The organism is Cedecea davisae DSM 4568 (assembly GCF_000412335.2).
In the GTDB taxonomy this organism is placed as follows: Bacteria; Pseudomonadota; Gammaproteobacteria; order Enterobacterales; family Enterobacteriaceae; genus Cedecea; species Cedecea davisae.
In genome coordinates, this window is sequence record NZ_KE161030.1 from 3,364,205 (window position 1) to 3,377,658 (window position 13,454).

Annotated in this window: 10 protein-coding genes; 6 read left to right on the forward strand and 4 right to left on the reverse strand. The window is 57.0% G+C overall.

What is annotated here, in order from left to right; all coding sequences use genetic code 11:
- The first annotated feature begins 5 nt into the window (after positions 1-5).
- The 3 genes from copA to ybaK all read left to right on the forward strand — a co-directional run bounded on the left by copA (position 6) and on the right by ybaK (position 4,098).
- Positions 6-2,510, forward strand: coding sequence for a copper-exporting P-type ATPase CopA (copA, locus tag HMPREF0201_RS15255; RefSeq protein WP_016537635.1), 2,505 nt, complete (start codon positions 6-8; stop codon positions 2,508-2,510).
- Between the two features lie 98 nt (positions 2,511-2,608).
- Positions 2,609-3,409, forward strand: coding sequence for a TraB/GumN family protein (locus HMPREF0201_RS15260; protein WP_039898569.1), 801 nt, complete (start codon positions 2,609-2,611; stop codon positions 3,407-3,409).
- Between the two features lie 209 nt (positions 3,410-3,618).
- Positions 3,619-4,098, forward strand: coding sequence for a Cys-tRNA(Pro)/Cys-tRNA(Cys) deacylase YbaK (gene ybaK, locus HMPREF0201_RS15265; protein WP_016537637.1), 480 nt, complete (start codon positions 3,619-3,621; stop codon positions 4,096-4,098).
- Between the two features lie 3 nt (positions 4,099-4,101).
- Here ybaK and ushA read toward each other — a convergent pair whose 3' ends face one another.
- Complete coding sequence (ushA, locus tag HMPREF0201_RS15270; protein WP_016537638.1) at positions 4,102-5,754, reverse strand: bifunctional UDP-sugar hydrolase/5'-nucleotidase UshA; 1,653 nt, start codon at positions 5,752-5,754, stop codon at positions 4,102-4,104.
- Positions 5,755-5,943: 189 nt separating this feature from the next.
- On the opposite strand from ushA, the gene HMPREF0201_RS15275 reads away from it, so the two are divergent.
- Both HMPREF0201_RS15275 and ybaL read left to right on the forward strand, forming a co-directional pair.
- On the forward strand, positions 5,944-7,161 hold the full coding sequence (locus tag HMPREF0201_RS15275) for an MFS transporter (RefSeq protein WP_016537639.1): 1,218 nt from the start codon (positions 5,944-5,946) through the stop codon (positions 7,159-7,161).
- A gap of 218 nt (positions 7,162-7,379) precedes the next feature.
- The gene (gene ybaL / locus HMPREF0201_RS15280; RefSeq protein WP_016537641.1) at positions 7,380-9,056 is read left to right on the forward strand and encodes a YbaL family putative K(+) efflux transporter; all 1,677 of its coding nucleotides are present in this window, start codon (positions 7,380-7,382) and stop codon (positions 9,054-9,056) included.
- A gap of 76 nt (positions 9,057-9,132) precedes the next feature.
- Here the strand turns inward: ybaL and HMPREF0201_RS15285 are convergent, their stop codons facing one another.
- Positions 9,133-10,437: an inosine/guanosine kinase gene (locus tag HMPREF0201_RS15285; RefSeq protein WP_016537642.1), complete on the reverse strand. Its 1,305-nt coding sequence runs from the start codon at positions 10,435-10,437 to the stop codon at positions 9,133-9,135.
- Positions 10,438-10,589: 152 nt separating this feature from the next.
- On the opposite strand from HMPREF0201_RS15285, the gene aes reads away from it, so the two are divergent.
- Positions 10,590-11,549 (forward strand): acetyl esterase, encoded by a 960-nt coding sequence (gene aes / locus HMPREF0201_RS15290; RefSeq protein ID WP_039898572.1) that lies wholly within the window; start codon positions 10,590-10,592, stop codon positions 11,547-11,549.
- Here the strand turns inward: aes and hemH are convergent.
- Together hemH and adk are read right to left on the reverse strand one after the other, a co-directional pair.
- Positions 11,546-12,508 carry a ferrochelatase gene (hemH, locus tag HMPREF0201_RS15295; RefSeq protein WP_016537644.1) on the reverse strand — a complete coding sequence of 321 codons (963 nt, stop codon included), beginning with the start codon at positions 12,506-12,508 and terminating at the stop codon, positions 11,546-11,548. The genes aes and hemH overlap by 4 nt on opposite strands.
- Positions 12,509-12,642: 134 nt before the next feature.
- Positions 12,643-13,287, reverse strand: coding sequence for an adenylate kinase (adk, locus tag HMPREF0201_RS15300; protein WP_039898575.1), 645 nt, complete (start codon positions 13,285-13,287; stop codon positions 12,643-12,645).
- Positions 13,288-13,454 lie beyond the last annotated feature (167 nt).

Genomic DNA, 13,454 nt, shown 5'->3' on the forward strand with positions numbered 1-13,454 from the left:
TGACGATGTCACACATTGTAGATTTGAATCTCGACGGCCTCACCTGCGGCCACTGTGTAAAACGCGTTAAAGAAAGCCTCGAACAGCGTTCGGACGTTGAGCAGGCGGAAGTGACGCAAACCCACGCCCGCGTCACCGGCAGCGCTACGCCGGAAGCTCTGGTAGAAACCGTTAAAGAAGCGGGATACGGCGCAGAAGTCGCCAGCCACCCAAAGGCTGAACCGCTGGCAGAGTCATCAACTCCGTCGGAAGCACTGACAGCGGTCGCCCCTTCGCTTCCGGCAGCCTCAACCGAAGATGATAGCCGACAGCTGCTTATCGACGGAATGAGCTGCGCCAGCTGCGTCTCACGGGTGCAGAACGCTCTGCAGAAAGTACCGGGCGTCAGCCAGGCACGGGTCAACCTTGCGGAGCGCAGCGCGCTGGTAATGGGCACCGCCTCCGCAGAATCCCTGATTAAAGCCGTAGAAAGTGCCGGATACGGCGCAGAAGCCATTGAAGACGACCAGAAACGCCGTGAACGCCAGCAGGAGACGGCTAACGCCGCCATGAAGCGCTTCCGCTGGCAGGCCATTGTCGCCCTCGCCGTCGGCATTCCGGTGATGGTCTGGGGGATGATCGGCGACAATATGATGGTCACCGAAAGTAACCGTTCCCTGTGGCTGGCAATCGGCGTCGTGACGCTGGCGGTGATAATTTTTGCCGGCGGCCATTTCTACCGCAGCGCATGGCGCAGCCTGATGAACCGCGCAGCCACCATGGATACGCTCGTCGCCCTCGGCACAGGCGCGGCATGGCTCTACTCGATTACCGTGAATATCTGGCCGCAACACTTCCCGATGGAAGCTCGCCACCTCTACTACGAGGCCAGCGCGATGATCATCGGCCTGATAAATCTCGGCCATATGCTTGAGCAGCGCGCTCGCCAGCGCTCCTCGAAAGCACTCGAACGCCTGCTGGATCTGACGCCGCCAACCGCACGAGTGGTCACGGAAGAAGGTGAAAAAACGCTGCCGCTGGCCGAAGTTACCGCCGGGATGACGCTGCGCCTTGCAACGGGCGACCGCGTGCCGGTTGACGGCGAGATTACCCGGGGAGAAGCCTGGTTCGACGAAGCAATGCTGACCGGCGAGCCGATACCGATGCAAAAATCAAACGGCGACGGCATTCATGCGGGCACCGTTGTGCAGGACGGCAGCGTGCTGTTCCGCGCCACGGCAACCGGCAGCCACACCACGCTGTCGCGCATTATCCGCATGGTTCGCCAGGCACAGAGCAGCAAGCCGGAAATCGGCCAGCTGGCGGATAAAATCTCTGCGGTATTTGTGCCGATTGTGGTGCTGATTGCCCTGTTTAGCGCCGCAGTTTGGTACTTCGTCGGCCCTGCGCCGCAAATTGTTTATACCCTGGTTATCGCCACCACGGTTCTGATTATCGCCTGCCCTTGCGCCCTTGGGCTTGCCACGCCGATGTCGATTATTTCCGGCGTAGGCCGCGCCGCCGAATTTGGGGTTCTGGTGCGGGATGCCGACGCATTGCAGCGCGCCAGCACGCTCGATACCGTAGTATTCGATAAAACCGGCACGCTGACCGAAGGCAAACCGCAGGTTGTTGCCGTTGAAACCCTGCCGGGCGTGGATGCGGACCAGGTTCTGCGCCTGGCTGCCGCGCTTGAACAAGGCTCCAGCCACCCGCTGGCACGGGCTATTATCGAAAAAGCGGGTGACGCAACGCTGCCGGAGGTTAGTTCATTTCGCACCTTGCGCGGGCTGGGTGTTAGCGGCGAGGCGGAAGGACACAAGCTTCTGCTGGGCAACAAAGCGCTGCTCGACGAGCAGGGCGTAGAAACGGAGGCGCTTGCCGCAAGTATTGATGCTCAGGCACGGCTTGGCTCAACGCCGGTTCTGCTGGCGGTGGATGGGAAACTGATGGCGCTGCTGGCCGTCCGCGACCCGCTTCGTAAAGACAGCATCAGCGCCCTGCAACGTTTGCACCGCAACGGCTACCGTCTGGTGATGCTCACCGGCGATAACCCGATTACCGCCAATGCGATTGCCAAAGAGGCCGGTATTGATGAGGTGATAGCGGGCGTGCTGCCGGACGGCAAGGCCGAAGCTATTAAGCAGCTTCAGCAGCAGGGTCGCCAGGTTGCTATGGTCGGGGACGGCATCAACGATGCTCCGGCGCTGGCCCAGGCCGACGTGGGGATCGCAATGGGCGGCGGCAGCGATGTGGCTATTGAAACCGCGGCGATTACGCTGATGCGCCACAGCCTGGTAGGCGTTGCCGACGCGCTGGCTATTTCAAAAGCCACGCTGCGAAATATGAAGCAAAACCTGCTGGGCGCCTTCGTCTACAACTCGTTTGGCATCCCGATTGCCGCAGGCGTGCTTTATCCCCTGACCGGCACGCTGCTCAACCCGGTGGTTGCCGGGGCGGCAATGGCGCTCTCTTCCATTACCGTGGTAAGCAACGCTAACCGCCTGCTGCGCTTTAAACCAAAAGATTGACCTCCCGCTCATCCGGGCCTTCACCGGCCCGGATGACTTTTTACTTCCCCCTTCCGGCCCGCGGCGTTAGCATGGCTTTTTTGCCAGGGAATCGCGATATGGGTTTGTTTCAACGTATTAGCTCACTGTTTTCCGGCCTGACGGCTTCTACTTATCCCTGGCCCGCTCTCGATGTCACCCTCCCCGGTAAACGCCATTTGCATCTGGTGGGCAGTATCCATATGGGGACTCGTGATATGGCCCCGCTGTCCGAGCGCTTAATCGGTAAGCTGCGCGCGGCGGATGCGCTGATTGTCGAAGCGGATGTCAGTTCCGGCGGCTCGCCGTTTAGCAATATCGAGCCAGAAATCAGCCTTGAACAGCGCCTTGAACCTGAGACTTATCAGCAGGTCGTGACCCTGTGCGACGAGCTTGGCCTCTCGCTCAGCAGCATTGAAAACCAGCCAGCCTGGCAGGTCGCCTTAATTATGCAGGCGCATCAGGCGCAGCGGCTTGGGCTGCGGCCAGATTATGGCATCGACTATCAGCTGCTTGAAGTCGCTCAGCGCTTTGGCGTGCCCGTTACCGAGCTGGAGGGGGCGCAAAGCCAAATTGACCTGCTGACGGCGCTGCCGAACGGCGGTATGTCGCTGTTAAACGATACGCTTACCCACTGGCACACCAACGCGCGCTTATTACAAATTATGATTGGCTGGTGGCTGGAAACGCCGCCCCAACAGGGAAATATTGCGCTGCCGAACACCTTCGGCGATGAGCTGTACAATGTGTTGATGCATCAGCGAAACCATCAGTGGCGGGATTTTCTTCAGCAACTGCCGGCCGGGCGCTATGTGGTTGCGGTGGGGGCGCTGCATCTTTACGGTGAAGGTAACTTGCCGGAATTGCTGAAAAAAGGGTAAAAAAATGGCCAATATTTCTATTGGCCCGTCAAAGAGGAATTTCATTTATTATTCTGTTTATCCTCGGCTGCCGAAGCAACCGAAGCTGAATTGTCGCTCAATGTGATGATTTGCGCCATCACTATTATGTAGCGCTATATTACTCTCCAAGTATATCACTACGATTACTATTTTGTGCGTTTTCAAAACAACTAAGAAAGAAGGAAACCATGACTCCCGCGGTAAAACTCCTCGAAAAAAACAAAATCAGCTTTCAAATCCATGCCTATGAGCACGATCCGCTGGAAACCAACTTCGGCGACGAAGTGGTTCGCAAGCTGGGGCTGAACGCCGACCAGGTTTATAAAACGCTGCTGGTGGCGCTAAATGGCGATATGAAACACCTGGCGGTGGCGGTGACGCCGGTCGCCGGACAGCTTGACCTGAAAAAGGTGGCGAAGGCTCTTGGCGTGAAGAAGGTTGAGATGGCTGACCCGATGGTCGCCCAGCGCATCACCGGTTATCTGGTCGGCGGCATTAGCCCGCTGGGGCAGAAAAAACGCCTGCCAACGGTGATTGACGCACCGGCGCAGACGTTTGCCACCATCTATATTTCCGGCGGCAAACGCGGGCTGGATATCGAGCTGGCGGCGAGCGACCTGGCAAAACTGCTGGATGCCCGTTTCGCCGATATCGCCCGCCTGGATTAACGCTTAGTTCCAGCTCACCTCGCCTTTAGGTTGGTAAGCATTCACGTCCAGCGGTGAGTTCTGTTCGATGTACTGCTTCAGCACTTCCGCATCCACAAAGCCGGTGTTGACATAGCCCGGCTTTTTATCGATTTCCGGATAACCGTCGCCGCCGGTGCCGTTAAAGCTCAGGGTTGCCATGCGGTAGGTTTTGGCCGGGTCGACAGGCTGGTCTTTGATTTTCAGGCCGCTAAGCTTGCCGCCGGTAGACACAAAGCTCACGTTGGCGAATTGAGGATAAGCGCCGGAGTCAGGGGTTTTCTGCGCCACGGCAGTCAGGTACTCCTCAACTTCTTTGCCGTTCATATCGATATACACCACGGTGTTGCCAAACGGCTGCACCTTAAGCACATCTTTATAGCTGATGTTACCGGCCTCGATGGAGTCACGAACCCCGCCGCCGCTCATCACCGCGAAATCGGCACTGGTACGCGCCATTTGCGCCGCCAGCAGCACGCGGGCCAGGTTGGTCTGCACGAAGCGAACTTTGCTGCGGTCGCCCTCCAGATGCCCGTTAACGCTGCCCACTTTCACCTTCAGCGCCGCCTGGCCTTTGTTCTGGAACGGCGTCAGCAGGGAGAGCATTTGCTGATTCTCAGGGATTTCCGGGGTGTAAAGTACGCGCTCACTTTGCCCGTTGTCGTAGGTGATTTTCTTCTTCAGGTTGATAGGGATCAGCTGGTAATGCACCAGTTTCATTTCGCCATTACGGAACTCAAAGTCCGCGCGCCCGACGTATTTGCCCCACTCGTGGGCCTGGACAATCCAGGTGCCGTTTTGCTTGTCCGGCGCGCAAGGCGTCCCCGGAACATAATCCTTCTGTTTCTGATTCTCGCCCGCCATACAAACCGGATCTTGTGAGTGACCACCCACAATCATCGTCAAAGCGCCTTCCGGCAGGCTTCTCGCCATTTCCACATCGCCCGGTGCGTTTGAGCCGTGATTGCCGTTATCGTAGTGGCCCATATGGGTGGCGGCGATAATCACATCCGGCTTCTCGGTGCTTTGCAGCTCCTGAATCACCAGTTTGGCTTCATCGGCCGGTTTACGGAATTCTATGTCGGTGAAGTATTCAGGGTTGCCGATTTTCGCCGTGTCGTCTGTCGTCAGACCGATAACCGCCACCTTAATACCCTGAGGCTTAAAGAGCGCATAAGGCTTGAACAGGCGTTCGCCGGTGCTTTTTTGGTAAATGTTGGCCGACAGTAGCGGGAACTTCGCCCATTTTTCCTGCTGGCGCAGAACGGAGAGCGGGTTATCAAATTCATGGTTGCCTACCGCCATCGCGTCATAACCAATCAGGCTCATGCCGCGGAAGTCCGGCTCGGCATCCTGCAGGTCAGACTCCGGCACGCCGGTATTGATGTCCCCGCCGGAGAGCAGCAGCACGCTACCACCTTCGGCCGCAACCTCTTTACGCACGCTGTCTACCAGCGTCTTTTGCGCCGCCAGGCCATACTCGGCATATTCATTGCGCCAGAAATGGCCGTGATGATCGTTAGTATGCAGAATGGTGATTTTGTAAGTTTTGTCTTTTTCCCAGGCCAGCGCCGACGCGCTGGTTAAGCTCAATGCCACCAGCAGCGCCGTGGTTATTGTTTTTGTAGCAAACCGCATTGCAAATCTCCATGTCAAAATGTAACTGCGCAGAAATACCAGATAGCCTTCAGGATAGACAACTAACTTTTCCGAAATGCGACTTCCTTCAAATCCGCGGCGCAGGTATGTTAGCAGGGTAACGATTTATCCCGGGCTATCTCCTGCGTAGCCCGCTCTAAAAACAATAAACGTTTTCTACAGGTAATTATGGCAAGTTCTCAAACCCTCACCCAGCCGGGCACGCCCCCGGAGCAAAAAAAAGCGCGCACCGCATTTGGGATCCTCGGAGCCATCAGCCTTTCCCACCTGCTTAACGACATGATTCAATCGCTGATTCTGGCTATCTATCCCCTGCTGCAGGCCGAGTTCTCCCTGAGCTTTATGCAGATTGGGATGATAACTCTGACCTTCCAGCTCTCTTCCTCGCTGCTACAGCCGCTGGTGGGCTACTACACCGACAAATACCCGATGCCGTGGTCGCTGCCGATTGGTATGTGCTTCACCCTTTGCGGCCTGGTTCTACTGGCGCTGGCCGGGAGCTTCCCTGCCGTACTGGTCGCCGCGGCGCTGGTCGGCACCGGTTCGTCGGTGTTCCATCCCGAATCGTCCCGCGTTGCCCGCATGGCTTCCGGCGGCCGTCACGGCCTGGCGCAGTCGCTGTTCCAGGTGGGCGGTAACTTCGGCAGCTCGCTGGGGCCATTGCTGGCGGCAGTTATTATTGCGCCCTACGGCAAGGGCAATGTCGCCTGGTTCGTGCTGGCCGCGCTGCTGGCCATTATTGTGCTGCTGCAAATCAGCCGCTGGTACGCCGCTCAGCATCGAATCGCGAAGGGCCGCCCGCCTGTGCAGGTGGTTAACCCGCTGCCGCGCAATAAGGTCATTCTGGCGGTCTCCATTCTGCTGCTGCTGATATTTTCCAAATATTTCTATATGGCAAGCATCAGCAGTTACTTCACTTTCTACCTGATGCAAAAATTCGGACTCTCGGTACAAAACGCCCAGATCCACCTGTTTGCTTTCCTGTTTGCGGTTGCGGCAGGGACGGTTATCGGTGGCCCTCTGGGGGACAAAATCGGTAGAAAATACGTGATTTGGGGGTCAATCCTCGGCGTCGCGCCGTTTACCCTTGTTTTACCCTATGCTTCGCTCTACTGGACCGGCGTGCTGACGGTCATCATTGGCTTTATTCTGGCCTCCGCCTTCTCGGCTATTCTGGTGTATGCCCAGGAGCTACTGCCGGGACGTATCGGTATGGTTTCCGGGCTGTTTTTCGGATTTGCCTTTGGGATGGGTGGACTCGGTGCCGCGGTGCTTGGGGTGATTGCCGACCACTCCAGCATTGAATTGGTCTACAAAATATGTGCCTTCCTGCCGTTACTCGGCATTATGACAATATTCCTACCCGATAACCGCCATAAATCCTGACTTTTAGCGGCCAAAGTGTTGCTTTGGCCGCTCTCCGCCCCCATACAGTTCCAGTCACTCCCCCAGATAACTGAGTTAAATGCTACTCAGGGCCTTTTTTTTACCGAAATGCGCTTTTTATCCAAAATTCAACAATTATTCATAAACGCTGAGAGCGAAATTGTCATAAACTGTGTAACAGAAAGTTTTTGGAACATCGGCTAACCAAAGGAGACGGAATGCATCACGCCACACCGCTTATCACCACCATTGTTGGTGGTCTCGTACTCGCTTTTTTACTCGGTATGCTGGCTAATAAGCTGCGCATATCTCCGCTGGTGGGCTATTTATTAGCTGGCGTGCTGGCAGGTCCCTTTACCCCTGGTTTTGTCGCTGATACCAAACTGGCCCCCGAGTTAGCAGAATTAGGCGTGATTCTGCTGATGTTCGGCGTCGGGCTGCATTTTTCATTGAAGGATTTGATGGCGGTAAAGGCCATCGCCATCCCCGGCGCAATCGCGCAAATAGGCGTTGCGACGCTGCTGGGCATGGCGCTTTCCTGGCTGATGGGCTGGTCGATAATGACCGGCATCGTGTTTGGTCTCTGTTTGTCGACCGCCAGCACCGTGGTGCTGCTGCGCGCCCTTGAGGAGCGGCAGCTAATCGACACCCAGCGAGGGCAGATAGCCATCGGCTGGCTGATTGTTGAAGACCTGGTGATGGTGCTGACGCTGGTGCTGCTGCCTGCGGTTGCCGGCATGCTGGAAAAAGGCGACGTTGGCCTGGCCTCGCTTAGCCTTGATATGGCTATTACCATAGGTAAAGTGGCCGCCTTTATTGCCCTGATGATGCTGGTCGGCCGCCGTCTGGTGCCGTGGATCCTGGCACGCAGCGCGGCAACCGGCTCCCGCGAGCTGTTTACCCTCTCCGTGCTGGCGCTAGCGCTCGGCATCGCTTTCGGCGCGGTTGAGCTGTTTGATGTCTCCTTCGCCCTCGGCGCTTTCTTTGCCGGGATGGTGCTGAACGAGTCCGAGCTTAGCCACCGCGCGGCGCACGACACGCTGCCGCTGCGCGACGCTTTTGCGGTGCTGTTCTTTGTCTCGGTAGGTATGCTCTTTGACCCGCTGATCCTTATCCAGGAGCCGCTGGCCGTGCTGGGCACGCTGGCGATTATCATCTTCGGTAAGTCGCTGGCCGCTTTCCTGCTGGTGCGCATGTTTGGCCACTCCCAGCGTACCGCACTGACAATTGCCACCAGCCTCGCGCAAATCGGCGAGTTCGCGTTTATTCTCGCGGGCCTCGGCATGGCGCTGAACCTGCTGCCGCAGACCGGGCAAAATCTGGTGCTGGCGGGGGCAATTCTGTCGATTATGCTCAACCCGATTCTGTTCGCTATCCTCGAGCGTTATCTTGAAAAAACCGAGACGCTGGACGAGCAAACGCTGGAAGAAGCTATCGAAGAAGAAAAACAGATCCCGGTGGATATCTGCAACCACGCGCTGCTGGTCGGCTACGGCCGCGTTGGCAGCCTGCTCGGTGAAAAGCTGATTGCCGAAGGCGTGCCGCTGGTGGTGATTGAAACCTCCCGCAGCCGCGTCGATGAGCTGCGCGAGCGCGGTATTCGCGCCGTGCTGGGCAATGCCGCCAATGAAGAAATAATGAATCTGGCGCACCTCGACTGCGCCCGCTGGCTGCTGCTGACTATCCCGAACGGCTATGAGGCAGGGGAGATAGTCGCCGCGGCCAGAGAGAAATGCCCGGATATCGAAATCATTGCCCGCGCCCATTACGACGATGAAGTGGACTACATCACCGAACGCGGCGCAAATCAGGTTGTGATGGGGGAAAGAGAGATTGCCAATACTATGCTTGGGCTGCTGGTTCCGCCGGTTGCTCAGGAAGCGGTGACGGGATAAATCACTTTTTGGGGTGGGCTGCCCGGCTCACCCCTTATTCATTCAGGCTGGCGCTAAACACGTCAGCCTTTTTTGCTTAGCGCTCCCAGTATGACTCTTCCAGGCTATCTTCGCGCTCCGGCAGCCCTCGGGTCAGGCGCGGAGAATGCTGGTTCAGCACCTGATAGCTTACGCGGTTGGCATATTTGCAAACCTGAGCCAGCGACGAATAGGTCAGCCAGGTAAACTTATGCTTGCTGGAGTTGGGCACATTGCTGCGGTGGTAATTGTTGGCGGTAATATCGTGCAGCAGCGCGGCCAGCGCCCCGTCACCCGCGCCGTTGGTGTTCATTATCTTCTCCGGGCCGCCCATGTACGGGGCGATGTGGGAGTAGATACGCAGCGGCTCGCCGCAATCCTTCAGGCGCATCGCGCGGCTGAATTCATACTGGTTAAACTCGGCAATCGCCCCCGGCAGCAGCGGGTGCTGAGTTTTGCGTTTCGAGCTTTCTTCGGTGTAGCCCGCCATATAAAGGCCAACCGGCCCGGCGGTGCAAAGCACTAAATCAACCCAGTCGAGCGCCTTATCGGCCGCCAGCAGCGGATCGCTTTCGCCGGTCAGCGCTTCGCCCTCTTCTTCATTCATCGCCAGAATCGACACGTTATCGCGCAGAAATGCCTGCCACCAGGCCGGATCTTCGGCAATCACATATTTGGTTCCCAGCGTCAGGACGACCGGCACGTTATGTTTTTTCGCCCAGCTAATCGCCTGCATCGTGGCGTCCGGCATCGGCTCGCCCGGCTTGCAGCGCACAAGATAGGAGGTCAGCACCAGTGCGGAAGCTCCGGCAATCACTTCTTCCGGAATGCTCTCGGGACGCAGCTGATTCATATGCCCCGGGCTGATAGCAAAAGTACGCTCGCCCTGCTCGCCAACCAGCGTAAAGCAGCGACCAATCGCCCCGTCAACGCCCTGCAAATAGTTGAGATCGGTCCGGCTGGAGGTGTTGCAGAGGTAGCGGTAGGCATAGCTGCCTATTTCGATATTGCGGCACATCACCCCGAGTAAAACCGAACGGTCGTCGGCCAGCACCGAGTAATTGTGCATCGTATTGCCGATGGTGCCGCCGGCAAACTGGTGGGTAATCAGGTTGTTATCAGTCAGCTCACGATAAAGCGCCTCGGCAACGTCATCCTCGATGACCAGCGAGTGGCCGAAACTAAGCCCGTAACGCCGCACAAACTCGTCATCCACTTTGGCTTCAATATCCACCAATGTTTGATCGATACCGACGATCCATGAAGATCCGCTTTCGGACTCAGGCAAAGTTTGCTGAAGCAGTGGATCGCGGGCGCTAACGGGGAAGTAGTGTTTGGACTTGCGTTTACCGGGAAATTTCATGAATGTGTTTAAGAGTGGCCAACTGGACCGCGCATGGTAGCACATTCCTCCCGGCGAGCGCGACGTGGCGCAAAGTTTCAATATCAGAAGGCAGCGTCCCGGTTTACCGGCTCTCAGTTTCTAAAATGGTGCAATTTCACCAGGAGCATCTTATGAAGCCGGAAAACAAAATCCCCGTTCTCGACCTTATTTCGGACGAGATGAAAGCGGCCATCAACGTACGTCAGAATGACCTCCCGCCGTGGCCCTCGACTAACGATTACCCGGCGATGCGCCAGCATTATGCCCTCGAGCGCCGCTACTGGAATGAAGGCGCACCGCAGATGGAGACGAGGGAATGTGAGGTTCCCACGGCTTACGCGGCGGTTAACGCGCGCCTCTATCACCCGCAACCGGGCAGCAAAGCCACGCTGTTTTACCTGCACGGCGGCGGCTTTATTCTGGGCAACCTGGACACGCACGACCGTATTATGCGCCTGCTGGCCAGCTACTCCCGGTGTACGGTTATAGGTATTGATTATTCTCTGTCGCCGGAGGCTCGCTTCCCGCAGGCGATTGAAGAAACCATTGCCGCCTGCCGGTACTTTTCTCATCAGGCCGGTGAATATCAACTGAATATGGACACTATCGGCTTCGCCGGGGATTCGGCAGGCGCAATGCTGGCGCTCGCCAGCGCGCTTTGGCTGCGCGACAGGGATATTCATTGCGGCAGAGTGGCAGGCGTGCTTCTGTGGTACGGCCTTTATGGGCTACAGGATTCCGTCAGCCGCCGGCTGCTGGGCGGCGAGTGGGATGGGTTAACACGGCAGGATCTGGAGATGTACGAAAATGCCTTACTGCGCGATGCGGCAGATCGCGAGTCGCCGTATTACTGCCTGTTCAATAACGATCTCACACTCGATGTACCGCCCTGCTTTATCGCTGGTGCAGAGTTCGATCCTTTGCTCGACGACAGCCGCCTGCTGTATCAGACGTTAAAGGCGCATCATCAGCCTTGCGAATACAAACAGTATTCCGGCACGCTGCACGCCTTCCTGCACTATTCACGCGTGATGAAAGCCGCCGATGCGGCTCTGCGTGACGGGGCGCGTTTCTTCAACGCGCAGATTTAGCGGTAGCGGGCGACCAGGTTTTCCATCATCGAGATATGGGCCGGATCGTCGTTCAGCGCCGGGATGTATTCATACTTCGTGCCGCCAGCTTCGATAAACACTTCGCGGTTCTGGACCGCCATTTCTTCGAGGGTTTCCAGGCAGTCGGCGGAGAAGCCCGGGCACATCACCTGAATATGCTTCACGCCCTTTTCGGCCAGCATCTTCAGCGTTTCGTCGGTATAAGGCATCAGCCACGGTTCGCGGCCAAAGCGTGACTGGTAGGTCATCATCACTTTTTCCGGCGGCAACTCAAGCACGCTCAGCAACTCCCGGGTGGTATCGCGGCAGCGCTGCGGGTAGTCGTCACCTTCGTTTGCGTAGCGCTGCGGAATGCCGTGGTAGGAGAGCAGCAGCACGTCCGGCTCGCCGTGTTCGGCAAAGGAACGTTTAACCGATGCCGCGAGCGCGTTGATATATCCGGCGTCGGTGGCGTAATCGCGGATCAGGGAAATTGACGGCAGGCTGCGGTAGTCAGCAAAAATTCGGCCCAGTTCGTCCCATACCGCAGCCACGGTTGAACAGGAAAACTGAGGGTAAAGCGGGAGCACAACAATATGCGTCACGTTCTGCGCCAGCAAATCGTCTACCGCGCTTTTCAGCGAAGGCTCGCCGTAGCTCATGCCGAGCGCTACCGGCGTATCGGGCAACTGCCGCGCCAGAGCCTGCTGCTGCCGACGGCTATAAACCATCAGCGGGGAACCTTCTTCCATCCAGATAGACTGGTAGAGTTTCGCCACGCGCGGCGAACGCAGCGGCAAAATCACCCCGCGCAGAAGCGGCCACCATAACAGGCGCGGCGTATCCACCACGCGTCGGTCGCTCAGGAACTGACGCAGATAGCGGTTAACCGCCGCGGGCGTTGGGGCGCTCGGTGTGCCAAGGTTAGCCAGTAAGATGCCAATTTTTTCCTGATTCATTCCCACCCCTTATCTTTAAATTGCCGTCAATTGTAACGTAAAAGAGCGAAACGAGAACCGATTACAGCAAGAGGAGAAATTTCAGGCAAAAAAATACCAGGGACAGGCCCTGGTATTGATTTTAGAAGCCGAAATTATCCGAGGATTTTTTCCAGTTCAGCGCGGACCGCAGCAACTGCCTGAGTCCCGTCAACTTTGGCGTATTGGGTGTTACCCGCCTGAGCTTCTTTAGAGTAATAACCGATCAGCGGAGCGGTCATCTGATGGTATTCCACCAGGCGCTTACGCACGGTCTCTTCCTGATCGTCTTTACGAGTGGTCAGCTCTTCGCCGGTCACGTCGTCTTTACCTTCAACCTTCGGTGGGTTGAATTTGATGTGGTAAACGCGGCCGGAAGCGGCGTGTACGCGGCGGCCCACGATGCGGTCAACGATCAGCTCGTCCGGCACGTCGAATTCCAGCACGAAATCAACATTGATGCCTGCTTCTTTCATGGCGTCAGCCTGCGGGATAGTACGCGGGAAGCCGTCCAGCAGGAAACCGTTACGGCAGTCTTCCTGCGCAATGCGCTCTTTTACCAGGGCGATAACCAGTTCATCGGTCACCAGTTTGCCAGCATCCATGATGTCTTTGGCCTGTTTACCCAGCTCTGAACCAGATTTGACTGCGGCGCGTAACATGTCACCGGTGGAGATTTGCGGAATGCCGTATTTCTCCATGATGAACTGAGCCTGAGTCCCTTTACCTGCGCCCGGAGCGCCGAGCAGAATGATACGCATTGCGTAATTCCCCATACGTTTAAATATTCAATCGAATTTGAGGCGAAAACCATACCACTAAAGGCGGTATCATCACAAGAAAGCGAGGGGGTCAGGCTACGGCCTGAAGCCTCGATCCCGCCTGGATTACGGGTGTTTTCCCGCTCCGGCTTAAGCCAGAATCGGTT